We start from the raw sequence: 25,874 nt of genomic DNA, 5'->3' as shown, positions 1-25,874 counted from the left end.
TAATTTGCTTTTTAATTACAAATTATGTTGACGATGCTTCTAGATTCATCTTTGCGGAAATCTAAAATCCCATGACTATTACCCTTAAACACACCAAAAGAAACAATAATATATCCCTGAGCGAGGTGTTAGAAAACCCGCAAATCGATAAAATAGTTCCCTGGATTGTACCCGTTCTAGTCCTAGTACTTTGGGAATTTGCTTCCAGAACTGGTTTACTTTCAACCAGAATTTTACCTGCCCCTAGTGGCGTAATCGCTACAGCCATTAGACTAGCCTCCACCGGAGAACTTTTTCAGCATATAGGAATAAGCGCTGGACGAGCGATATCTGGTTTTATAGTTGGTGGTAGTATTGGATTCGGTTTGGGATTGCTCAATGGCTTTTCCCGTATAGCAGAAAAGTTATTGGATAGTTCCTTGCAAATGCTCCGTACTATCCCTAATCTGGCATTAATTCCCCTGGTAATTCTCTGGTTTGGTATTGGCGATCAAGCTAGATTATTTTTAGTGTCTATGGGGGTATTTTTCCCGTTATATCTTAATACATTTCATGGCATTCGCAGTGTAGATCCTGGACTGATTGAAATGGGAAAAGTCTATGGATTGAAAACCCCACAACTTCTGTGGCAAATTATTTTTCCAGGAGCCTTATCTTCAATTCTCGTCGGTGTCCGTTTTTCTTTGGGGATTATGTGGCTGACATTAATTGTGGCAGAAACGATCGCAGCAGATTCTGGACTTGGTTATATGGCAATGAATGCCCGTGAGTTTATGCAAACTGATGTTGTGGTTTTGAGTATTGTTATCTATGCACTGCTGGGTAAATTAGCAGATGCTGTTGCCAGAGGATTAGAAACCAAATTCTTGGCTTGGAATCCTAACTATCAAAGGTCATAAATGGCAAAATCACCAAGATCAAAACTTAAGTAGTCTTGATTTTAAGTGTGATTTTAAATTCAATATGTTACCCAAAAAATCAATCCCAATTATTCTAAAAAAATGAGGTTTTGCAAGTGAGTTCTAATGTACAAGGTACGCAACTAAGTATTTTGGATTTGACGAAAGCTTTCGGGAAGAAAACTGTTTTAAACTCGCTAAATTTAGAAGTTGAAGCAGGTGAATTTGTCGCTATCGTCGGACGTAGTGGTTGTGGTAAAAGTACCTTATTGCGTCTGGTGTCAGGATTAGATAAAGCAACTTCAGGCGGAATACTGCTGGATGAAGAACCACTGCGTAGACTCAGCCGCTCTGTAACAGTGATGTTTCAAGATCCCCGTTTACTGCCGTGGAAGCGCGTTGTTCAGAATGTGGGGTTAGGCTTGGAAGGCAATTGGCGTGAAAAAGCTTTGTGGGCACTCGATAAAGTCGGACTCAAAGATAGAGCTGATGAGTGGCCTTATGTCTTATCTGGTGGACAACGGCAACGGGTGTCATTGGCAAGGGCATTAGTTAGTCAGCCCCGTTTGTTGTTGTTAGATGAACCTTTAGGAGCATTGGATGCTCTAACTCGCCTAGAGATGCAGGGTTTGATTGAGAACTTATGGCAAGAGCGGAGATTTACTGCATTTTTAGTGACTCACGATGTAGAAGAAGCTGTGGCGTTGGCAGACCGAGTGATAGTGATTGATGAAGGACAGATTTCTCTCGATCTACCTGTGAAACTTTCACGCCCACGAGATAGAAGTAGCGAAGTGTTTATCAATATCAGAGAAGCAGTTCTCCAGCGAGTAATGAGCAATGAAAGTACTCAGTCAAATAACCAATTGTTGCAGTTGAGTAGTTGAGATTTAGCTTTCGTTAGTTGATTAATGTAATGCTTGAGGTAGCTGTGGTAAAAATAGGCTACTTCGAGAATCAATGTTATTAATATAGTTATCTAATTTGTAAAAAATAATTTTTTATCGAAACAGGAGTCAAGAGTCAGAATTCCATTAGGTATTCTGACCGAAAAAGCGCTTGATTCTGAATTCTCCTTCAAAGCAAACCGCAGAGACGTAGAGAACACAGAGAGAATAAAGAGATATTGCCACAAATGATTTAGTAAATAGTGCTTTTATTTATTAGTAAATCACAAGCAATTTATAGAGATATTTCTGTAAAGATAAAAGAGGTTATCTACCATGAAACTGATCTTACCGCTCGATCTCGTTGCTGACATTGAGCCTCATCTACCGCCTGATACAGAGGTTGTCACAGTAGATGTTGAAGGAAATTTAGATGGTGATGCTACTGATGCTGAGGTTTATTTTAGTTGGTTTTTAACCAGAAGTCCGACGCTACATAAAATAATAGCAGCAGCACCTGCACTACGTTGGCATCATGCACCAAATGCAGGGGTGAATCACATCCTGACACCAACTTATTTGGAAAGAGATATTATCCTCACCAATGGAGCTGGAGTGCATGGAATTCCGATCGCAGAATTTGCGATCGCTTATATCCTAGCTCATGCCAAACACCTACAAGAATTATATGCTCTACAAGCGGAACGTCACTGGAAAAGAGGCTTTGCCATCCAAGAATTGACAGATGCTACCTTATTAATTATCGGTGCCGGTGGTATTGGTCAAGAAATCGCCGCCCGTGCTAAACCCTTCGGCTTAAGAATTATTGGCAGTCGCCGTCATCCCCAAGAACTACCAAATTTTGATAAAGTAGTGGGTGCTGATGAATGGCGATCGCTCCTGCCAGGAGTTGATTATGTAGTTATTGCAACACCTCTAACTCCAGAAACCAAAGAATTTATTGATGAATCTGTATTGCGATCGCTCCCAAAACATGCCTACCTAATTAATATTGCTCGCGGTGGTGTAGTCGATGAATCGGCTTTAATAAAAGCACTCACAGAAGGTTGGATTGCAGGTGCAGCATTAGACACAGTTAACTCAGAACCGTTACCACCCGAAAGTCCTTTATGGTCACTTCCTAACATCTTTATCACGCCTCATACTTCAGGCCATTCACCAAGAAGCAAACAGCGTTCAATAGCACTATTTATCGACAATCTGAAGCGTTACCAAGCTGGTCAACCATTACGAAATGTAGTAGACAAAGAAGCAGGATACTAAATAATTAAAAATTAAAAATTAAAAATGAAGAGGTGTTGCCAATTGGGTTACACAATCCAAAATCCAAAATGGAATTAGGGAGTAGCAAATGGTGAAACTGATTTTACCCGATCATCTCATTGCTGATATTGAGCCACACCTACCATCTGATGTAGATGTTGTGGAGGTGGATAGTGAAGGTAATCTTGATGGTGATGTCAGTGATGCAGAAGTTTATGTCAACGGATTTTACTTGAAAGCTTCTACCCTTGACAAAGTGCTGACAGCAGCGCCCAGGCTGCGTTGGCAACAGTCACCGAGTGCTGGCGTTAATCACATCCTTACGCCAAATTTTTTGCAAAAGGATATTATCCTTACTAATGGCGCAGGGGTTCACGCAATTCCAATTTCGGAATTTGTACTGGCATTCATGCTCTATCACGCTAAGAATCTGCGGAAATTGCAAACTTTACAGGATGAACACACCTGGGTAAGAGGAGTGTTTCTCGAAGAGTTAGCAGACACGACTTTATTAATTCTCGGCACTGGGAATATAGGTCAAGCGATCGCATCTCGCGCTAAAGCCTTTGGTGTTAAAGTTTGGGGGAGCCGCCGCCATCCCGAACCCCTACCGAATTTTGACAAGATTGTTGGTGCTGATGAATGGCGATCGCTCCTACCCGCAGCCGACTATGTAGTAATTGCCACGCCACTAACCCCAGAAACGAAAGGCTTGATCGATGAAGCCGCCTTGCGCTCTATGCGTCAGTCTGCTTACTTAATTAATATTGCTCGTGGTGCGATCGTTGATGAAACAGCATTATTCACCGCACTAAGTGAGGGATGGATTGCAGGTGCTGGATTAGATACAGTGGCTACAGAACCTCTGCCACCGGAAAGTCCTTTGTGGTCGTTGCCGAACGCCTTTATTACCCCCCATTGTTCAGCCCTGTCACCACGACTGAGAGAGCGCATAGCACAACTGTTTATCGACAATCTTAAACGCTATCAAACCGGTCAACCCTTGCGGAATGTCGTAGACAAGAAAGCGGGATATTGATTGGGAATTGGGAATTGGGCATTAGCCTGGATTTCTCACAAGTGAGAAATCCAAGGGGTGTGGGAAGTGTGGGAGGTGTGGGAAGTGTAGGAGGTGTGGGAAGTGTGGGAGGTGTGGGAAGTGTGGGAGGTGTGGGAGGATGGGGAAGAAGTCTTACCCCCCACACTCCCCACACTCCTCTTCGGTCACTCTCTGAACACAAGAATCAAAAGCAATGTTTAAACCTTAGACTAGGGTTGGGTTTGTGGCTTTATTTTCTAGTATGATAAATATCATCATCGCTTTATCATGAAACTCTTGTGTAGCAAGAACTTCATCTTTTATCTGGGAAAAGTGACACAAGAGGGATATCTAGAGAGGCAGTCCAATAAAAGTAGTGAATACTAACTTTGGATACTTTTAGTATTTTTTCAATTGTTCTAAATAAACAGCAACCACTATCATAATGCTGTTACATCTTTGTTAAGAATAGTTACAAGTTCTTAACACAAGGAAATATCTCGTATGGAAGTCTCACTTGAAAAGAATGCACCACATCGGGTTGTCATTGTTGGTGGTGGCTTTGGTGGACTGTATGCAGCAAAGGGTCTGAATGCAGCGAATGTAAATGTTACTCTCATTGATAAACGAAACTTTCACCTATTTCAGCCGCTTTTATATCAAGTTGCCACAGGTACGCTATCACCTTCTGATATTTCCGCACCATTGCGATCTGTATTCAGCAAAAGCAAGAATACAAAGGTGTTGTTGGGAGAAGTAAGTGAGATTGATCCAAAAGCACAACAAGTTATTTTGGGTGATGAAGTAGTACCTTATGACACATTAATTGTTGCCACAGGTGCTAACCATTCCTATTTTGGTAAGGATCATTGGGAAGAAGTTGCTCCTGGCTTGAAAACTGTGGAAGATGCGATAGAAATGCGTCGCCGGATATTTGGCGCATTTGAAGCAGCAGAAAAAGAAACTGATCCCGAAAAACGTCGTGCTTGGTTGAGTTTTGTGATTGTGGGGGGTGGCCCGACTGGTGTAGAGTTAGCAGGTGCGATCGCAGAATTGGCATACAAAACTCTCAAAGAAGATTTCCGCAGCATCGACACCTCAGAAACGAGAATTTTACTATTACAAGGTGGCCCTCGCATCCTCCCACACATGGCGCCAGAGTTATCGGCATCAGCAGCAGTATCTTTGCAAAAGTTGGGTATAGAACTCCACACTCACACCAGGGTGACAAATATTGAAGGTGATATTGTTACTTTCAAGCAAGACAATGAATTTACAGAAATTGCCTCAAAAACTATATTGTGGGCAGCAGGTGTTCAAGGTTCGCCAATGGGGAAAGTCTTAGCAGAAACTACAGGTGTAGAGCGCGATTACTCTGGGCGTGTAATTGTAGAACCTGACTTGTCTATCGAGGGTTATGACAACATTTTCGTAATTGGAGATTTAGCCAACTTCTCCCATCAAGATGCTAAACCTTTACCTGGTGTTGCACCTGTAGCTAAACAACAAGGAGAGTATGTAGGTAAACTAATTCGACGACGGCTTCAAGGTAAGACTTTGCCACAATTTCATTACAACGATGTAGGTAGTTTGGCGATGATTGGGCAAAATTTAGCTGTTGTAGATTTAAGCTTAATCAAACTCACAGGTTTCATTGCTTGGGCATTTTGGCTATTAGTTCACATCTACTTCTTAATCGAGTTTGACACTAAATTACTAGTAGTATTTCAGTGGGCATGGAATTATATCACTCGTAATCGTCGCTCTAGATTGATTACAGGTAGAGAAGCTTTTGTAGAACCAAAAACTGTTAACAATATAGTGCAAGAGCCTTCTGGGACACCTCTGTAACTTCATTACAGCATTTGTCGACTGGTAGAATCGTCAAAGATGTAGTGCAGTGAATAATGGAGCGAACGAAAGTATCAAACATCTACCAAACTGGTGAAGTCTGCCAAATTATAGCTAAGGAAAACCCCCAATTTAGGGGCAAGCGTGGGTGCTGGCATAGCCTCTTCAAAAACTATGCGTTTTGTCAGACTAGCACCCTGGCATAAGTTCTGAGGTAGAAATATTTATCAACCAAATCAATGTTGTCGTTGATAGCCTGATATAGATAGCCCCCTTACCGCTTACGCGGTGAGGGGGTTGGGGTTCTTGTACCTCACAAAGGCTGAGAACTGCTATAAGAGGATGTTTGAAAAGTCCTCTTGACCCTGATTCTCAGGTAGGGGCAATTCATGAATTGCCCCTACCGTCTGTAGTTTTGCATAAGTCCTATTAAAGTAACCCGTGAACAAAATCGAATTGAACATTGCCAAAAATTGTCTGCAATGCTACGCTGTGACTGAAATTGTACATACTATAAGTATGTATAAATTTCAGAGTTAATTTAATCATTATCTTGGTTAATTTAAGTAAAAGAATGTTAACTTTCTTGTTAACCTGCATATAACACCGAGTTAGCTCCGATAACTGAATCGTATAACTAAATTGGTTGTCTAATCCAAATTAATCAGGCTTTAGTTTTGATTAAAGCCACACATAACTTATTCATATAATCCCTGCCTACACCTCTCCTCCACAGAGATAGAGAGGTTAATTCTTACTACCCTTACCTTTTAGTGAAGGGTTTAGGGATTAGGTTTGAGTGCAATTTGTACAGGACAACAAATTATTATCGATACCATTTTTATTGAATTTTCTGGAAAAGCTTTGATTGCTTTTGAATTGCAATACTAGTAGTTAAAAATCCTACTGCATCATCAGAAATTCTCATTAGATTAGCTTTTGCCTCCATTTGTAATCTAGATGAGTGTATATTTTCATGCCCATAATTTTTAAGGATGAATATAATGACTCGTTTATCCAGCCCGATTGAAAACTTAAAAAATTACTATACAGTTGTAGTTATTGGTTCTGGTTATGGTGGTAGTATTGCCGCATCGCGTTTAGCACGAGCCGGACAGCAAGTGTGTATTTTAGAGCGAGGGAAAGAATTCCAACCTGGTGAATATCCCAAAACTCAAAGTAAAGCATTGGCACAAATGCAGATAGATTTACCACAACATCATCTAGGTTCGCACACAGCTTTATATGACTTTCATGTGAATAAAGACATTAATGTATTTATTGGTTGTGGACTAGGTGGAACATCTTTAGTTAACGCCAATGTGTCATTACAAGCTGAACCGCGTGTATTTGCAGATTCACGCTGGCCAAAGGAATTGCGTGATGATGTTGGGACTTTATTAGCCGCAGGTTATCGTCGTGCGGAGGAAATGCTCAAACCTACTCCCTACCCCGAAAATTTTCCTCCGCTGCCAAAATTACAAGCTTTAGAAAAATCGTCTAAATATTTGAATGAAAAGTTCTATCGTCCCCCCATCAATGTGACATTTAAAGATGGGGTGAATCATGTCGGTGTAGAACAAAACAAATGTAATCTCTGCGGTGATTGTGTTTCTGGCTGTAATAATAAAGCCAAAAACACCGTGTTGATGAATTACCTCCCAGATGCAAAAAACCACGGTGCAGAAATCTATACACAAGTTTCCGTGCGACGAGTTGAACGTCAGGGGAATCGCTGGCTAGTCCATTACCAATTATTAAACACGGGACAAGAAAACTTTAACGCTCCCACAATGTTTGTCAGTGCTGATATTGTGATTCTGGCGGCTGGGACATTGGGATCTACAGAAATTTTGCTGCGTTCTCAAGCTGCTGGTTTAGCTGTATCTGAGAAATTGGGACATAATTTTACAGGGAATGGTGATGTCCTAGCTTTTGGCTATAACACCGAGCAAGTAATTAACGGTATTGGTTTTGGCGATCGCCCGGAGAATGCCCAAGAACCAGTAGGGCCATGTATCACTGGTATCATAGATATGCGAGAACAGCCCCAATTAGATAACGGACTAGTTATTGAAGAAGGCTCAATTCCTGGAGGTCTAGCTGCTATATTACCCCAAACCCTTGCGGCGGCTGCCAAAATTTTAGGTAAAGACACCGACTCTGGTTTAGGCGATCGCATCGAAGAAAAAATCCGCGAAGTTGAGAGTTTGACTCATGGTGCTTACACTGGTGCAGTCCGCAACACCCAAACTTACTTAGTCATGACCCATGATGATGCGGCCGGACAAATGTACTTAGAAAATGACCGTCTCCGCATTAAATGGCAAGATGTAGGAAGTCAACCCATTTTTCAACGAGTCAATAATCGTCTTACAGAAGCCACCGAACCCCTAGGCGGTACACAAATTCCTAACCCCATTTGGTCTGATGCCTTTGGTCATGACTTAGTTACAGTCCATCCACTAGGAGGCTGTATCTTAGCGGAGGATGCTGAACACGGTGTTGTCAACCATAAGGGACAAGTATTTGCTAGCAACCAAGGAACAAACGTCTACGAAAACTTATATGTAGCCGATGGTTCAATAGTTCCTCGGACATTAGGTGTAAATCCACTACTGACAATCTCTGCTCTAGCAGAACGCTGCTGTACCCTCATTGCTGAAGACCGGGGTTGGACGATTAATTATGATTTGACTACCCCGCCCATAGTCAACGGTGACACTACCCGTTCTACCACAGTCGGTATTCAATTCACCGAGACCATGCGCGGCTACTTTTCTACCGCAGTCAAAGACGACAACTATCAGCCTGCATTCTGGCAAGGTAAACAAGACAACTCGCCTCTAGAGTTCACCGTCACAGTTATTGCCGATGATTTAGACAAACTACTCAACGACCCCGAACACCTAGGGAAAATAGTTGGTATAGTTAAAGCCCCCGTTCTATCACCAGAAGCCCTAACCGTTAACAATAGCGATTTTAATTTGTTTGTTGTCCAACAAGGTCAACAAAAAACCAGACAAATGCGTTATCGCTTACACATGATGACGCAATCAGGACAACGTTATTACTTGAAAGGCTTCAAGCAAATTCATGATGACCCAGGATTCGATGTTTGGTCTGACACCACCACACTATTCATTACCGTTTATGAGGGTGACAGTGAAAATGATCCCATTGTTGGTCAAGGCATTCTCAAAATTCAGCCGATGGACTTCATCAAACAAATGACCACTATGAAAGTTACCAACGCAGATACTATTGGGGAACGCCTACAAGCAATAGATAGATTCAGTCGCTTCTTTGCCGGCACTTTAGCGGAAGTCTACATTTAACTTTAGGAGGCAGGAGGTATGACAATACGGTTTGGTTAAAGGGGAAAGGGGAAAGGGAAAAGGTTTTGAATACATCCTTTCCCCAGACCACAAGGAAAGTGAAAAATGCTTATCCGAACTGTATTGGGAGCTATGAGGCAGAGGGAACGAGATAATGCCCAATGCCCTAATCTATTAACAAATCTATCAAAATGAACACCACAGCATATACTCAATCTTTACAAGAAAGAATAGTACCTTTTACTAGCAAAGATGGCTTTGAATGCAACTTAATTAACGTTAGAGGTGAAAAGCCTCCTTCTAAATCGCCTGTATTACTAGCGCATGGTGCAGGAGTCAGAGCAAATATCTTTCGCGCTCCTGTGGATACTAATATAGTTGATTACTTAGTTGCTCATGGTTATGACGTATGGTTAGAAAACTGGCGTGCCAGTATTGACCTGAATCCTAATCATTGGACACTTGACCGAGCCGCAGTGAATGACCATCCAGAAGCGGTGAAAACAATTGTCGAAGAGACGGGTTATGAAGAAATCAAAGCTATCATCCATTGTCAGGGATCTACTAGTTTCATGATGTCTGTGGTGGCTGGCTTAGTCCCACAAGTCAAAACTATTATCAGCAATGCGGTTTCACTGCATCCAATTGTACCTTCATGGTCATCTTTCAAAATTAATTTTGCAGTACCAGCAGTTAATTTTCTCACCGATCATTTAAACCCACAATGGCAAATAGATTCACCAAGTCTAGCTGCAAAAATCATCTCTCTGTTCGTGGGTCTTACGCATCACGAATGTAATAATTCAGTCTGTAAACAAGTTAGCTTTACTTATGGGACTGGCTTCCCGGCATTGTGGGAACACTCCAACCTCAACGAAGCCACCCACGAATGGCTGAAGCAGGAATTCGCCTATGTGCCGCTCAGTTTTTTCGCACAAATGTCTCAGTGCATCAATCATGGACATCTAATTTCTGTTGATAATTTCCCCAATTTCCCAAAAGATTTTATTGCCCAACCACCAAACACCGATGCCCGGATTGCATTTTTCGCTGGGCAACTTAATCGTTGCTTTCTTCCACAAAGTCAGATAGAAACTTTTAAATATTTTGACTCTCTGCGTCCTAATTACCATGCTTTACACGTTCTTGATAACTACAGTCATTTAGACATATTTATGGGTAAGAATGCAGCCCAAGATGTGTTCCCTTTAATGCTTGCAGAATTAGAAAAGACTGTTTGAAAAATGCAAATTTTATTCTCTAGACCTTTGTTACTTCTCTCCATCAATAAATTTAATTATGTGTGAAAAAATATGATACCTCAACGTTTAAAACAACAAACAGGACTTTATGCCTTGGTTGATGGCATACCTTTTCAATTACCCGTTAATTCTGAACACACACCAGCATTGATGGCGGTATTTCCGATTAACGCCGATCGCGCTAAAGAATTGATCCTAGCAAAGGAAGTACATCCTTTACGACTATGGAATAATCAGGGTTTGTTAGTGATTACGGTGATTAATTATCAGATTACTGACATTGGTAAATACATCGAATTTAGTATTGCGATCGCCTGCACTCATGGCGCAAAACCAGCCCCGCCATTACTACCTGCTTTATTGATGCAACAGTACGGCACTGGGCAGTATGTACTTGATTTACCTGTCAGTACTGAAATTTCTGTCAAAGGTGGTAAAGGAATTTGGGGAATGCCCAAACATCAAGCTAACTTGGACTTTGTGATTGGCGATCGCACCGTCAGCAGTCAATATGATTTAGATGGGCAACTAGTGATGAAAATTGAGGTTGCCAAACCCGCCAAAGCTTGGTTTCCCCTGAAAATGGGTGCAGCAAACTACTGTGCATTTCGCGGGATGTTGATGAAATCGGTGATTTACTTTCAAGGGAAATTGGGATTTTCGCTGTTTAAACCAGGTTCAGCCAAACTTACCATAGGCGATCATCCGCGTATCCAATCACTAAAACACCTAGAGATTAGCCCCGAACCTATATTTACAGGCTTTTTCCCGGAAATCACAGGGATGCTAGATGACCATTTGGAGAGTTGGTTTCTTGGCTACGACACACCCCCTACACAACAACCAGAAGGTTTAGAAAGTGTAGTTAATTTAGGTTTGGGTCAAGAATGGCTACCAGCGCCAAAGGCTTTGCCCAAGGATGATCAAGCCGAGATGTATGTATTACCAATTAAAAATTAATCAAAAATATGATGAATAACGGTAAAATACTCCACTTATCATTAATTGGCATTGCCATTTTCACCATTGTGAGTGGATTGTTGCAAATGGTTTTGCCTAGTTTAATACTCTACATTGTCTCAGCAGAAGTAACCCCGACTAGCCAGCATTTTTTTGCCATCATCGGTATGTTTATGCTGCTGTTTAACGGCGCACTGTTACAAGCATTAATCAGCCCACAACCCCAACCTATTGTCTTAATTTGGGCAGGATTACAAAAATTTGGTGCTTCAATAGCCGTTTGTTTGGCTGTTATCAAGCTAATTTTTTCCCCATTCGCGCTGCTAATTGCTGGTTTTGACCTGTTATCAGGAGTATTAATTTTCTGGTACTTGTTTCGCTTGCGTACTTTTACACCAGGATACCCTTATGAGCAACCAACCGCATAAACCTTACGGCACTCCTGAACCAACATACTCAGGGAATAAACGTTCCTTGATTTTAGCTGGTGGTGGAATGCGTGTAGCTTACCAAGCTGGAGCTATCCGCGCCTTATTCGAATCAGGACTGTGTTTTAATCATGCGGATGGTACTTCGGGCGGTACGATGAATTTAGCAATGCTGCTATCTGGACTATCGCCGATTGAGATGTGCGATCGCTGGCGGACTTTGAATGTTAAAGATTTTGTCTCCTTTATCCCTCTAGAAAAATACCTCAAAGCCTGGGATTTGTTGTCTATGGGAGATGCAGACGGCATTATTGATCGCGTTTTCCCCCACTTGGGAATTGATATCAGCAAAATCAATGCCTCGGAGGGAATGCAAGGTACATTTAATGTTTGCAACTTTACCCACAAAACAAATGAAGTCATTCCCCACGATCGCCTAGATTTAGATTTATTGGTTGCAGGGATTTCTCTCCCCATCTTTATGCCACCTGTACAGAAAGGTGATTATCTCTACATGGATTCCGTGTGGATTAAAGATGTTAATCTCATGGAAGCGGTGCGCCGGGGTGCAGATGAACTTTGGGTATTGTGGTGCATTGGCAATAGTAGCGAATATCAAACGGGAATTTTTAATCAATATGTCCACATGATGGAACTGAGTGCGAACGGGGCATTTTTTGAAGAGTGCGATCGCATCAATGAAATCAACCAGAGAATTTTGCAAGGGGAGACAGTCTACGGACATACCCAACCGATCAAACTCCACCTCATCAAACCCGCTTATCCTTTACCTCTCGATCCTGATTACTACTTGGGAAACATTGATGGTGCAACTTTGGTTGATATGGGTTACGCCGATGCTAAACAATATTTGCAAACCATGTCACCCGCAGGATTGCCCTTCCAGCCAGACGTGACCCGAATGCACAACAATTTGCCAGGAATAACTTTCCGCGAAAGGATGGCGGGTGGGTTTGTTTTAAATGAGACTGACCCAATCCAGGGTGCAGCAAAAGGCAAAGCGCACAATTCCTCACTCTCATTGCAACTGACAATTAACATTTGTGACTTAAAACGTTTTTTAAGTGATACCACTTACACTGCTAGTATTGCTGGTAATATTAGTTTTGCGAATTTTGGCGAACACATCCCCCTCAAAAGTGGCGTGTTTAACCTGTTTGGTCATGACCATAATCCCGGATATAAATACATTACTTATGAACTTGCTTTTGAACATGGTAATCAAGATTACTACTTAGTAGGCAAGAAAGAACTGCATAACGATCCGGGATTTGATTTGTGGCAAGACATGACAACTATCTATACTTACCTACATCAAGGTACAGATAACAACAGTCCGATTATAGGTGCAGGAATTTTAACCTTAGATGTGGGTGACGTAACCAAGTGCGTTTCCGGGTGGCGAATCACTAACGCCAAGTCACTGACAGAGAAAGCTACATTATTGGCAGAGTTTGGTAGTTTTTTCTGGGGCAATATTTGGGAAACTTACCAACCGTAAATTCCAAATTAAACCTCTGCTGAGTGGAGTATAAAGGTTTAAGGATGTAGGGAAAATACATTTTCATTGTTTAGTTGTGCAATTTTCTCTTGAATCCTTCCTGCCTTCTCCCAAAGGGAGACGCTAAAAGCGATCTGCCTCCCGCCTTCCAATACTTTTCGGTTAAACCCAATAATCTCTCTTTTGCTCTGGGGAAAGGTTAAAGGGTGAATGTCACTAAGAAAACGTGAAACCTTTGTCTGAGGGAGGTGTGGGAGGATGGGGAAGAAATCTGGCTCCCCCCTCTCCCCACACTCCCCATCCCGCCTTCTGCCTTCTATCACAACTTTTCAGGAGATATTAACATGAGCGATCGCCTTACGCCTTTACCCTCATCATTCTTATTCGGTGTTGCAACTGCTGACCATCAGTGTGAAGCTTACGATTCCCAGTTTGAAGATATTCGGGATGTATGGGAACGTCGTCGCGGTATTACGGTCAGGGGTCGAGCCACTGACTTTTGGCATCGCTACGCTGAAGATATCGCCTTAGCTCAATCCCTTGGTTGCAAGTCTTTCCGGTTTTCCATCGCTTGGTCACGGGTAGAACCTGAACCCGGTAAGTTCAGTGAAGAAGCTTTTGAACATTATCGCCAAGTAATTGAAACTATCAGATCGCATGGTTTAGAACCAATTGTAACTCTGCATCACTTCACCCATCCCATCCATGTAGAAGCACGGGGGGGTTTAACTGCGCCAGAATTTCCAGCTATTTTTGCTAACTACGCCACAGAAGTCGCCAAGCGTTTGGGTCATTTGGCACGTTATTGGATTAGCTTTAACGAACCTAGTCAATTAATTTACGGTTACATCAAACCTTGGTGGGAAAGAGCCTATTTTATGCCCCCAGGTTTGGAGCGCGGTGCGACTATTGCCGATCAAATGACCGCCGTGCAGAAACTCATGCGGAATTTGTTTGTCTCCCATACACGCGCCAGAAATATCCTCAAGGAGTACAACCCAGATGCTCAAGTGGGAGCAAACCCCATGTTATTGGGTCTGCCTCTATGGTTGCAGAAATTGGTGGATCGCAATGTCACTAATCTGCGTCGTCCCGAAGATATGATTTCTCAGGGTAAACGTTTTACTGAGCGCAGTTTGTTGGAAAAAGGAAAAGTTGATGTTGTCATTGCTAATTTGACTATTACCGCCGAGCGACAACAGCAAGTAGCGTTTTCAGAAACTTATTATCAGGCGGGACAATTTCTCTTAGTTAAAGCCAGCAGTCCCATTCAGCAACCAGAAAATCTGGCTCAGAAAACAGTAGCAGTTGTCAAAAGTTCGACGGCAGAATCTACCATAGAATACCTGTTACCCAGAGTTGAAGTCAAAGTAGTAGAAGATTACGCTGATGCCTTGCAAGCCTTGGATTATGAGCAAGTGAGTGCCATTCTTGCAGATGACACAATTCTCTTGGGTATGATGACACAACACCCAGGGCAATATCGACTGGTGGGTAAAAATAATGAAGGGCTGACAGTAGAGAACTATGGCGCAGCTGTAGTTAAAGGCGATCGCGCCCTCTTGAATATTGTAGATACAGTAGTGCGACAGTTTAAAGAATCTGGTGCTTGGGAAGCTAGCTATAGTCATTACTTCCCCAATCAACCCGTCCCAGTTGTACCGAAAATCGGTAGACGTTCAACCCTAGCTGACATCACCACAGGCGGATCTTCTAGTCCAACTATCGGACAGCCTCAACCCGGTACACCACTGCGGCGCATTCAAGACCGTGGTTATTTAGTTGTCGCAGTCAAAGAAAACGTGCCTGGGTTTAGCTACCGCGACCCCAAAACCGGAGAATTTAGCGGCTTAGAGATTGATTTGGCGCGTTTAATCGCCAAGCAAATCTTCGGCGATCCCAGTAAAGTGAAATTTGTCGCCGTTTCCACCCAACAACGTTTACCCGTACTGCGATCGCTCACCCGCATCTTTGACCCAATTTTCAAGATTTTCAGCGTACTTTCCACATCATTGACAAGTAACTGGTGGCACTTAGGTATGGCTGGGAAATTACCCACATTCCTCTGTCCTCAAGAATGTGTAGGTCAACAAGATTTTGTTGGTTTTGACTATTACTGGGGGATTAGCAATCTCCGACTCAACCGCATTCAACAATTAATGGATGCTGCTTTTGGACGTTTTGGTAATGCGCCAGTTTGGTCTGGTGTTCTCTACGATATGCTCAAATTCCACGCCCAGTTATTCCCCGATAAAGAGATTATGATTATTGAGAATGGCTGTGTAGAAGTAGCCGATAAAGTCGTCAAGCGTGAAGACTACATTCGCCAGCATCTCCAACAAGTGCAACGCGCTCGGCAAGACGGGATAAACGTCATCGGTTACGTCTCCTGGTGCATCACCTCCAACCGCGAGTGGGGTTTGAAATTTGGCCCAGATAGCGATTTTGGACTATATCACATTGACCTAGATACAGACCCAGAACTCAAACGCCAACCAACCCCAGCCGCTAACTTATACCGCGATATCATCAAACAAAACAGCGTCTAATACCAATCCAAAATTCAAAAATCCATATTTTACAAAGGTTTCTGAGAAATATGTATTGGTGAATTTTGGAGGATTGCTACAAACCATAAACCCTCCGCGCACCTACCCTGCGGATTCTACTTGCAGTATGCGTAAACCCTCCGAGTTTAAAAACAATACAGTTCAGTTAAGCATCTCTTTCTTCTCTCTGTGTTCTCTGCGCCTTGGCGGTTCGTTAAAAAAATGACTTTAGTAACAGAGTTTTAGCCTTAACTGAACCGTATTGAGTTTAAAAAATCATGTATGTAGAGACGCACAACTTCGCCTCTCTACATCCCACTCAACCCCTTAATATCCATGTCCAAAACAGTTTTCATCACCGGAACATCCAGTGGAATTGGGAAATTCACCACCATATACTTCGCGCAACAAGGCTGGAACGTTGCAGCCACGATGCGAAACCCCAGCCAAGACCAGAATTTCCGTGAATTTCCTAACATCAAAGTATATTTTTTAGATGTTACAGATAATAACAGTATTCAAACTGCGATCGCTTCTGCCATCCAAGATTTTGGTCAAATTGATGTTTTAGTAAATAACGCTGGTTATGGTGTAGATGGTGTATTTGAAGCCATGACAGATGAAATAATCGCCAAACAATTCAATACCAACGTCTTTGGCTTGATGCGAATCACACAAGCGATTATTCCCCATCTACGTCAACAAGGCGGTGGCACTATTATTCAAATTGCCAGTATGGGAGGAAGAATTACTTTCCCCTTGTATAGCATTTATCACAGTTCAAAATGGGCGGTAGAAGGTTTTAGTGAAGCTTTGCACTATGAATTAGAACCATTCAATATCAAAATTAAAATTGTTGAGCCAGGTGTGATTAAAACTGAATTTTACGAAAATAATCGAGCGATCGTGCGTGATGATTTGCCCATGTATCAACCATTAGTAGATACTGCACAAAGGGTATCCCAAGAAGCGGGAAGAAAAGGAGAGCCGCCAGAATTAGTTGCTCAGGCAATATTTAAAGCAGCCATTGATCGTAGTTATAAAATGCGCTATCCCGTTGGTCAACCTGCGCCCATTTTGCTCATGCTACGTAAATTATTGCCCGATTCTTGGTTTTTCTCCATCATCAAACGTATTTATAAAATATAAATATACCTAGTTAAAAAACTATCTGCTTACCTGAGATTTACCACAATATAATTGGTAAACCTGCAATAATAGAGGCAATACCTGTCCAAAGAGTGAACTGCTCAAGATTTCCTTCATCCAAAGCAAGACTCATTTGCTTAATTGCTGATAATAGTCCGGCTAATAGTAGTACAAAGAATGCAAAATATCTCAAAGCAATCATACTTTGCCCTACTTGAATGTAAAAGTAAACATAATAGGTTTCTAACAGGCTCTACCATGTTTTTCTGTTTCAGATTTAGCACTTTAGAGGCTAAATTATTAAACCAATTCCCAATTTTCAACGCCACCGTGTAATAAATTTGTATATTTGTAGTAGGGGTGCAAGACCTTACGCCCCTACCCAAACACAGGGATGGGATGTTTTTTTACTAGAAGTCCCTAAACACAGCGATAATGATTGATTTTGAACCTTGGGATAGGTTATTGCGTCAGTATGTTGATCAACAGGGTCGTGTAGATTATGTTGCTTGGAAAACTGAGCAACCTCAAGCGGTAGGAGATTGGTTGTCAAGTCAAACAAATCTGGATTTTCCATCTAATTGCAGCACTTTTGAGCAATTGGCATTGTGGATCAACCTTTACAATGCGTTCACTATTTCGGCAATTTTGGAGATGTACCCACTTGAGTCAATTCGTCCGCGAATCTTAGGCATTCCCAACTGGCTGGCTTTTTTGTGGTTCTTTCAACGTCGTGGTTATCATATATTTGGCGAACATTACAGTCTAGCCCAAATAGAGAACTCTATTCTGCGGGAGAAATTACAGGAGCCGCGAATTCATTTTGCAATTGTCTGCGCTTCGGTTGGTTGCCCATTACTGCGTGCTGGAGCTTATTTTCCTGAACAAGTTACTCAGCAGTTAGATGAAGATACCCGTCGCTTTATTAATAATCCTGAAAAAGTCCGTTATGACTCAGATAGTAAAACGCTCTACTGTAGCAAAATCTTTAAATGGTATCGTCAAGACTTTCTCAAAGTTACATCCTCCATTCCAGAATATATCCGCTCTTACCTAGAAACAGATTTGCCTTTGCAAGCCTCAACGCCGATTTCCTATCTCTACTATGACTGGAGCCTGAATCAGCGAATATCTTGATAAAATTGTTTGAGATAATTTGCATCAACGCCAATCCCCCACAAAAAACCGATATAAAGGTAAATTGCAGTTGCTTTGAAGCTACCCCATTTTGCGACGCGTCGATCTGAAGATTGAACAATCCGGTTTACCTGATAAATACGTCCTTTTTTAACCAATTTCAGGCATAAATCTCCATCCTCCATAATCGGCAATGCCTGATCAAATCCATCGCAATCCCAAAAGTCAGTACTACGACAAAACATTACCTGATCTCCAAACAAAAGACGTAATCCTCGAAAAAACAGGTACGGTTTAAATAACAGTGGTGCGTAATAGGTTTTTAGATAATTATGTAGAGAGACACCCCAGCGAGTGGTTTGAGATCCACTCATCAGAGAAATAAACCCCCCACAGGCAATGGTTGGCTCTGCTAAGGTTTGCTCTATTACAGTGATTAGGTCATCTGGCACCCAAGTGTCTGCATGAAGAAAGCAAAGAATATCTCCAGTTGCAGTCGATGCACCGTAATTCATCTGAATCGAACGCCCACGCTGCTCAGATGAGATAACTTGTAGACATAGCGACTGATCGAATAACCCGAAGCATTGTTTTGCAACTGCCACTGTCTCATCTTCGCTGCCACCATCTACCACTATCACTTCCTTTGCAGGAGGATTAAGTAAAGTCAGTTGGCGCAATGTACGCCCTAAGCTAACTGCTTCGTTTAAAGTCGGAATGACAATCGAAACTTGAGACATGCAGCAAGAGTAGTTTTATTAAGAATTTGATACTAGGATAAACAAATGTATTTACTTAAAATTTACCACTCCTGAGCATGGTTTGTAGCTTTTAGCAGTTTTCCCCATATTGCATTATAAGGATGTACAAGCTGTGTCTGATGCTCGTCTTTAAAAATAAGCCTCCCTTCATTTGCCCACTGAAAAATCCCACCGCTCAAGTTATAAATGCACTTCATCCCGGCTTGCTCAAGCTGTTGGGCTAATTTGGCGCTCCGGTAGCCAACAGCACAGTAGATAACAATTTGTCTATCTTTTGAAACTGTTGAAAGTGCTGCTAAGTCAGGTGTTAGATGATCTATACACACTGCTGTTTTGATGTGGCTTACCCCATATTCTGTTTGACTTCGTGCATCTAGCAGTAATGGCCGTGGCTTTGCAGAATCCAACAGTAATTGAGCTAATTGGTTGCAATTAATTTCCTTAACAGCAGGAAACTGAAATCTGATCAGAAGTTTAAGAAAGTTAAACGTTAGCGATCGCACTTGTAAAAATACCCTCCGCTAATGACTGCTCGTTCTTACTCTGTTAATTCCTGTTTTCAACCAAGTTAACTTTAAGTCTAAGCCAGAATCGGTAAGGTAATCACAAATTCTGTTCCAACACCTGGAGTAGAATTCACATTCAAAGTTCCGCCATGTTTTTCTATAACAATGGATTGAGCGATCGCTAATCCTAATCCTGTTCCTTTACCAACACCTTTTGTAGTAAACAAGTGGTCAAATACTTTTTGCTTGACTGATTCACTCATGCCTTGACCATTATCAGCAATCTTCACCTCAATCTGTTTGTCTTTCAATAAGGTGGTAATTATAATCCGATTCGGATTGGCTTTAATCTCCCTAAAACTTCGGTCTGTATTTGATTCATCCAAGGCATCAATAGCATTCGCTATAATGTTCATAAATACCTGATTCAATTGACCAGGGAAACATTCTACTTGAGGTAAATTATCAAAGTTTGTGATCACTTCAATGGCGGGACGTTGTTCATTTGCCTTCAAACGATGTTTGAGAATAAGAATGGTACTATCAATGCCTTGGTGGATATGGAAAGGTACTTTGTAGTCTTGATCGGCACGAGAGAAAGTGCAGAGACTGGTACTGATATTTTTCAGCCTGTCACAGGCTATCATCATTGAATCAATCATCTTGGGTAAATCTTCTAAGCTATATTCCAAGTCGATTTTTTCGGCATGTTCAATAATTTCCTCTTTTGGATTTGGCAAACTTTCTTGATATAATTTCAGATGTTTAAAAATATCTACAAATACAGGTTTACTTTGTTCAAGGCTAGCAGAAATAAAACCAAGAGGATTATTCATTTCATGAGCTACCCCCGCTACGAGATTTCCCAACGCAGACATTTTTTCATTTTGTACTAATTGAAGTTGAGTTTCTTTAAGATATTGGAGTGTTTCTTCTAATTGGGTTGCTTGTTGGCGAGTTTCCAGCAGGAGATCGGTTTGTTGGAGTGCAACTCCCATTTGTGCAGCAATTTGTTGGGCAAATTCAATCTCAGAAGGTTGCCACTGATGTGGGTATTCGCATTGGTGAATACAGAGTAAGCCCCAAAGTTCATCATCTTGCATAATTGGTACAACCAATGATGCTCTAATATTAAATTGTTGCAAAATTGCCCGATGACAATCTAAAACTTCTGCGGTTTCAATATCTGATATTGCACAAAAGCGTCCCTGTTTGTACAGGGTTGCATAGTTCTTGCCAAAACAATAGTCTTGAATTTTTACAGCTAAACCAGAAGGAAATTGCGGTAGGACATCTTCGGCAATAAATTCGCCATATTCGTAATTTACCCCAAGATGAAATTGATAAATTCCGACGCGCGAGACATTAAGGATTGAGCGAAGATTTTGAGTTACTGCACCAAAAATCGCATCTAAATCTAAAGACTCTCGGATTTGATTTACAACATTAAATAAGGTTTTTTGCTGCTGGAGCGATTGTTGAATCTGTTGAGCTTTTTCTTGGGATTCTTGATAAAGACGAGCATTTTCTAGAGAAATGGCAGCTTGAACAGATAACATTTGGATAACTTTAATGCGATCGCTAGTAAATACCCCTGCTACTAGCTTATTTTCTAAATAGAGAATGCCTACTAAATGCCCTTGATTAATAATTGGCGTACAAAATACACTCTGGGGTTGAAATTCGAGCAGATATTCTCCAAGTAACCCGGCTATCTCTGTTTGGCAATTATCTATGACAATGGTTTGTTGAGTATTTTTGACATAATTGATAATCTTTCTAGGGATATCTTCACAAGTATCTACTGCTTGTGACTTGAGAATAGTTTGTATTGGAGTTAAAAAACTGTTTTGGTGATTAATAAAAGTAATTGCCTTGACTTTTAAGTTTCCATTTTCAGAAAGAATTAAGGCAAATTTATGGGCACCAGAGTTTTCGAGAATAATTTTCGTCAGGCTAGCAATAATTTCATCCAATTCAATGCTACTAGAAATAGCTTGAGCCGCTTTCAGAATAGACATAAAGTCTAAGGCATCGGAAATATTTGTGCTACTAATAATGGAAGTTTGACCGGATAAAGATATCGAACTGTGGGCAATACTAGCAATTGTTTCTAGGGAATTAAAGCTAAGTTGGTGTTGATGTAGGATGGGTTGAAGTAATTCAGGATAGCGTTTTTCTAAGTCATCGGTTTTAGCTTTTGCTCCCCATCGGGCGTAGCAGTAGTAAGCTTCTTGCATATATGCTTGAGCCACTTTTTCTTTGCCCCAATCAAGGTAAAATTTAGCTGCTAGTTCGTTAGCCAGAGCTTCTTGCTGAATGTACTCATTTTTTTTGGCTCCAGCGATCGCGCGATCGTATAAGTCAATTGCCTCAAATCGTTGACCTAAGACCCAATGACGCTCTGCCTCTACTAAATCAAATTTATGCTGAAAATTCATCGGTGCAATTATTGCTCGAACTTTTAGGTGTTTTTGATTTTCGTCAACCTTCAAGAGCAATTTTGCTTGTTCAGAAGATTTAGCTTTAGAATAGACAGATAGACGAGCCAATGAATCGTAGTAATGGAAAACAGACACAGATAGCATTCCTGCACCACCTTTAAGGTAACGCTCTCCTTTGTCTCCATTGCTAACTGCCGCTAGAGGATCATCAAACAAGTAGCTAATAATTAACTTAATTAGATAAAATTCATGGAGTGTAAACTCATCATTTTCCTTGAGTAGAGCAGGTAAGATTTTTCCTTCATCCCAGTATTTATCAATTAATAAATCTGAATAATGGCTATATTCAGTTATAAATTCAATTGTCCTTTTAAGAATACTAAATCGCATCAAAAAAGATTCACCAGTTGCAAAGCTAGACTCGAAAATTTTGATTTGTTTTAGTAAACTTTTTAAATCTTCTACACTCATTAAATAGGTATAAAAAAGTCGGAAAAAAGTTGAGACGATCATGTGTACAGAATCTCCAACTTCTAATCCTAAAGTATAAGATTCTTGTAATAAATTGATGGTATCTCGGACAGGTAGCTTGTTGAATTGATTAAATGCAGCTACTTTGAAACTAGTCATACTTTTCAGAGATTTTGCATCAAACTTCTCTACAATTTTTAAAGCTAACTGCCCAAACTTATAGCCTTTTTCTAGTTGATTTAATACCGCATTTAAAACAATGCCAAAATCAGCATATCCTGGTGCTGAAAGTGCTGCATTGCCGTATTTAAGTGATAAGTTAACTTGTTCACAGGCAATAATTGGAAATAGGTGGGGAGCAGCCTGATGGACAGAGGGAGTGAGGCTGATCATAATTTTCAGGGCAACTAAAGCTTGAGGATCAGTCATCAAAGGTAGCTCAATTAAGCTTTCAATTTGGCGCTCTCCCAGTGTTGATAAAGTGTTTTCTATAGCTTGATGAATATCTGAAGTAGTAACAGATTCAAATAAGGGTATTCCAAGCTGTCGGAGAGTTTGACACCCAATATCAATCGCTTTAATCATCTGCCCTTGTACTTGATAATACTGGAGCTTAATTTCATAAACTTTTACTTTATCTAAAAAATTTTTCGCTCGTTGTATCACTACTTCAATTAGCGATTCCATCTGCTCAAATTCATTACTGATAAACGCAACTTCGGCAGCAGCGTGATATAAATCTCGCGTTAAATCATGAGCATTTTCCCAGCCATCACTAATTAATAACTGAATTCCTTGATTGAAATATTGTAGAGCTGCACCATAAGCAATCGCTTCTTTGGCTTTGTGACCTGCCTTGAGATTTAGTTTAGCTAATTCTTGACGTTTACTTGGCTGGTTAATGAGTGGAATTCCATAATTTAAATGACCGACAATCTCAAAAATATTCTCTGACTGCTGGGCTAATGATGTATTTTTTAAAATTAATTGCCCAATTTGGAGATGGGTCAACTCTTTCTGTTCTTTGGGAATCAAAAAAGAAGCAGCTTGTTGAATGCGATCGTGCAAAAATTTGTATGTGACTGTCTTTTCTTCTAAGCTATCTTCAACAGTTTGTGTGTCTATATTATTTGTTATATGACCGTTATTTTCTAAAAATAAATCTTGATGAAAACTATAATTAGCACTAGTAGGTAAAATTAATCCTTCTTGTAAAGCTTTCCATAAAATAGCTGCCGTTTCTGTTTTTGATTTTTCTGAAACTATTGCCAAAGTTACTAAATCAAACTGATTCCCAATACACGCAGCTAACTGTAATAGTTGTTGAGTTGATTCAGGAAGCTTACGTAATTGACATACCATGAATTCTACAACATCATCTGTAACTGCTTGCTGATTTACTTGTGTAATTTCATATTTCCAACAACCCGAATCAAGGTCAAATTTAATGAATTCCTCTTGATGCAATACTTTGATAAACTGTGTTGTGAAAAACGGATTACCTTGAGTTTTTTGATAGATCGATTGAGAAAGAGGTGATGCTACATTTTCTGTACATTTCAGTGTATCAGCGACTAACTGATTCAATTGCCCTTGACTTAGTGGTGTTAAAGTAATTGTATGAATCGGTGCTTGCGTTTTTTGAATCTCGCTCAAAGTCAATATTAATGGATGTGCTGGATTGACCTCATTATCACGATATGCACCAATTAACAATAGATGACCTGTATCAGCAATCAATAGTTGCATTAAGTTCAGAGATGCTGAATCTGCCCATTGCAAATCATCTAAAAATATCACTAATGGATGTTCAGCAATAGTAAAAACTTGCGTAAATTTTTGGAATGATAAATTAAATCTATTTCTGGTCGCAGTTCCTGATAATTCTGGTGCGGGTGGTTGTTCACCAATAATTTTTGATAATTCCGGGATGACTTCAATAATTACCTGTCCATTCTCCCCAACAGCTTCTAATATCTGGTTTTTCCATTGCTGGATTTGAGCGTTGTTTAGAGTTAATAATTGCCATATTAAATCTCGGAATGCTTGTACAAAAGCACTCAAGGGAATATTCCGTTGAAATTGGTCAAATTTCCCTTTGATAAAATAACCGTGTTGGCGCACAATCGGTTTATGAACTTCGTTAATAACCGCAGTCTTTCCAATTCCCGAAAAACCAGTGACCAACATTATTTCAGTTGCACCTTTGCTTACTCTTTCAAATGCTTCGATTAGGGTGGCTATTTCAGTTTCTCGTCCATAGAGTTTATCGGAGATAATAAAGCGATCGCACACATCTCTTTGTGCAATTGGGAAACTCTTAACTTCACCAGTTTTTTGAAGTTGAGTTAAACAATTTTCTAAATCAAATTTCAGACCCAATATACTTTGATAGCGAGATGACGCATTTTTTCCCATCAATTTTCTGACAATCTCTGAAAGAACAGACGGAATTTGTGGGTCAATTTCATCTACTAATGGTGCTGATTTAGCAATGTGACAATGTACCAACTCCATCAGATCATTTGATTGAAAAGGTAATTCACCTGTAAGTAATTCATAGAAGGTTACACCCAAAGAATAAAAGTCGGTTCGGTAGTCAATCCCCTGATTCATCCTTCCTGTTTGTTCTGGGGAAATATAAGCCAGCGTCCCTTCTAATACATTCGGACTGATTAGCGTTTGGGTTTCTCGTGGTAATAAAGAGGCAATACTAAAGTCAATGAGCTTTACTTGCTTAGTTTCAGGATTAATTAATATATTGGCAGGTTTTATATCTTTATGAATAATTCGATGGCGGGAAAGTATATTTAAGACATCACACAAAGATATTGCAATTTTTAAAAATTCCTTTAGGGATACCGCATTGTCATTAACGAAATAATCCTTAAGGGAAATTCCCCCAAAGTCTTCCATCACTAATATATAACCATTCTGGTATGCTTCCAAGCTATAAGTTTGAATGATTCCGGGATAGTTGAGATTTTTGGTAATGGTGTACTGATTACGAAATTGTACGAGTTCGCTAAAGCTAGGATAAGGATTTTTCAGCAGTTTGATGATTACAGGTAAGGAGTCAGTTTCCTGGAAACCACGATAAATAAGAGTTCTGGCACTATCATAAAGTTGTTCGTTAACTTGATATCCAGGAATACTGAGTTTGGTGCTAATCATGCTGGACTTTATCTTTAAGACTTTTACATTTAGTATTCCCAAATACCTAAATAAATTTACTTTAACGACTAGCTACTTATAAAACCAGATTCACCACGCTTGAAATGGAACTAAGCACAGGGGTTGACATTCAATACTTCTCGGTTGGTGGGGTCCCCTCTGGGGATAAGGGGCGGGGGGAAGGGGAAAGAAAAAACCTTTAACCCTTACCCT

The 25,874-nt window shown here is 40.6% G+C and carries 18 protein-coding genes; 14 read left to right on the top strand and 4 right to left on the bottom strand.

What is annotated here, in order from left to right:
• The first annotated feature begins 71 nt into the window (after positions 1-71).
• The 13 genes from ssuC to ACFFRD_RS08080 all read left to right on the top strand — a co-directional run bounded on the left by ssuC (position 72) and on the right by ACFFRD_RS08080 (position 17,168).
• Positions 72-899, top strand: a complete 828-nt coding sequence (ssuC, locus tag ACFFRD_RS08140; RefSeq protein ID WP_114081405.1) for an aliphatic sulfonate ABC transporter permease SsuC — start codon at positions 72-74, stop codon at positions 897-899.
• 116 nt (positions 900-1,015) lie between these two features.
• Entirely contained in the window at positions 1,016-1,786 is a 771-nt protein-coding gene (locus tag ACFFRD_RS08135; protein ID WP_392481102.1) for an ATP-binding cassette domain-containing protein, read from the top strand.
• Positions 1,787-2,122: 336 nt separating this feature from the next.
• The gene (locus tag ACFFRD_RS08130; protein WP_392481101.1) at positions 2,123-3,070 is read left to right on the top strand and encodes a D-2-hydroxyacid dehydrogenase; all 948 of its coding nucleotides are present in this window, start codon (positions 2,123-2,125) and stop codon (positions 3,068-3,070) included.
• A gap of 88 nt (positions 3,071-3,158) precedes the next feature.
• Complete coding sequence (locus ACFFRD_RS08125; protein WP_392481100.1) at positions 3,159-4,109, top strand: D-2-hydroxyacid dehydrogenase; 951 nt, start codon at positions 3,159-3,161, stop codon at positions 4,107-4,109.
• Between the two features lie 41 nt (positions 4,110-4,150).
• Positions 4,151-4,375, top strand: a complete 225-nt coding sequence (locus ACFFRD_RS08120) for a hypothetical protein (RefSeq protein WP_392481099.1) — start codon at positions 4,151-4,153, stop codon at positions 4,373-4,375.
• Positions 4,376-4,613: 238 nt separating this feature from the next.
• Positions 4,614-5,960 carry an NAD(P)/FAD-dependent oxidoreductase gene (locus ACFFRD_RS08115; RefSeq protein WP_392481098.1) on the top strand — a complete coding sequence of 449 codons (1,347 nt, stop codon included), beginning with the start codon at positions 4,614-4,616 and terminating at the stop codon, positions 5,958-5,960.
• Between the two features lie 1,004 nt (positions 5,961-6,964).
• Complete coding sequence (locus tag ACFFRD_RS08110) at positions 6,965-9,298, top strand: GMC family oxidoreductase N-terminal domain-containing protein (protein ID WP_392481097.1); 2,334 nt, start codon at positions 6,965-6,967, stop codon at positions 9,296-9,298.
• 191 nt (positions 9,299-9,489) lie between these two features.
• On the top strand, positions 9,490-10,539 hold the full coding sequence (locus ACFFRD_RS08105) for an esterase (RefSeq protein ID WP_392481096.1): 1,050 nt from the start codon (positions 9,490-9,492) through the stop codon (positions 10,537-10,539).
• 72 nt (positions 10,540-10,611) lie between these two features.
• Positions 10,612-11,520: an acetoacetate decarboxylase family protein gene (locus ACFFRD_RS08100; protein WP_163926734.1), complete on the top strand. Its 909-nt coding sequence runs from the start codon at positions 10,612-10,614 to the stop codon at positions 11,518-11,520.
• 8 nt (positions 11,521-11,528) lie between these two features.
• Positions 11,529-11,948: a hypothetical protein gene (locus ACFFRD_RS08095; RefSeq protein WP_392481095.1), complete on the top strand. Its 420-nt coding sequence runs from the start codon at positions 11,529-11,531 to the stop codon at positions 11,946-11,948.
• Complete coding sequence (locus ACFFRD_RS08090; protein WP_392481094.1) at positions 11,929-13,470, top strand: patatin-like phospholipase family protein; 1,542 nt, start codon at positions 11,929-11,931, stop codon at positions 13,468-13,470. Before ACFFRD_RS08095 ends, ACFFRD_RS08090 begins: the two co-directional genes overlap by 20 nt.
• 344 nt (positions 13,471-13,814) lie before the next feature.
• Positions 13,815-16,019 carry a family 1 glycosylhydrolase gene (locus ACFFRD_RS08085; RefSeq protein WP_392481093.1) on the top strand — a complete coding sequence of 735 codons (2,205 nt, stop codon included), beginning with the start codon at positions 13,815-13,817 and terminating at the stop codon, positions 16,017-16,019.
• 336 nt (positions 16,020-16,355) lie between these two features.
• A complete protein-coding gene (locus ACFFRD_RS08080) occupies positions 16,356-17,168 on the top strand; it encodes an SDR family oxidoreductase (protein WP_392481092.1) in 813 nt (270 codons plus the stop codon).
• A 37-nt stretch (positions 17,169-17,205) separates the two neighbouring features.
• On the opposite strand, the gene ACFFRD_RS08075 is transcribed toward ACFFRD_RS08080, so the two are convergent.
• Positions 17,206-17,370, bottom strand: coding sequence for a hypothetical protein (locus ACFFRD_RS08075; RefSeq protein WP_175586448.1), 165 nt, complete (start codon positions 17,368-17,370; stop codon positions 17,206-17,208).
• Between the two features lie 233 nt (positions 17,371-17,603).
• Here ACFFRD_RS08075 and ACFFRD_RS08070 point away from each other — a divergent pair, with 233 nt between their 5' ends.
• The gene (locus ACFFRD_RS08070; RefSeq protein ID WP_392481091.1) at positions 17,604-18,305 is read left to right on the top strand and encodes a DUF547 domain-containing protein; all 702 of its coding nucleotides are present in this window, start codon (positions 17,604-17,606) and stop codon (positions 18,303-18,305) included.
• Here the strand turns inward: ACFFRD_RS08070 and ACFFRD_RS08065 are convergent.
• From ACFFRD_RS08065 to ACFFRD_RS08055, 3 genes are all read right to left on the bottom strand, one after another.
• Positions 18,290-19,045, bottom strand: a complete 756-nt coding sequence (locus ACFFRD_RS08065) for a TIGR04283 family arsenosugar biosynthesis glycosyltransferase (RefSeq protein WP_392481090.1) — start codon at positions 19,043-19,045, stop codon at positions 18,290-18,292. The genes ACFFRD_RS08070 and ACFFRD_RS08065 overlap by 16 nt on opposite strands.
• A gap of 62 nt (positions 19,046-19,107) precedes the next feature.
• A complete protein-coding gene (locus tag ACFFRD_RS08060; RefSeq protein ID WP_392481089.1) occupies positions 19,108-19,473 on the bottom strand; it encodes a rhodanese-like domain-containing protein in 366 nt (121 codons plus the stop codon).
• A gap of 173 nt (positions 19,474-19,646) precedes the next feature.
• Positions 19,647-25,661 (bottom strand): AAA family ATPase, encoded by a 6,015-nt coding sequence (locus ACFFRD_RS08055; RefSeq protein WP_392481088.1) that lies wholly within the window; start codon positions 25,659-25,661, stop codon positions 19,647-19,649.
• Positions 25,662-25,874: the final 213 nt, after the last annotated feature.

It is taken from the genome of Nostoc sp. C110 (assembly GCF_043099725.1).
Classification (GTDB): Bacteria; Cyanobacteriota; Cyanobacteriia; order Cyanobacteriales; family Nostocaceae; genus Nostoc; species Nostoc muscorum_A.
The sequence above is the reverse complement of the archived record's forward strand: the minus strand, read 5'-3'. Positions and strand labels throughout refer to the sequence as shown.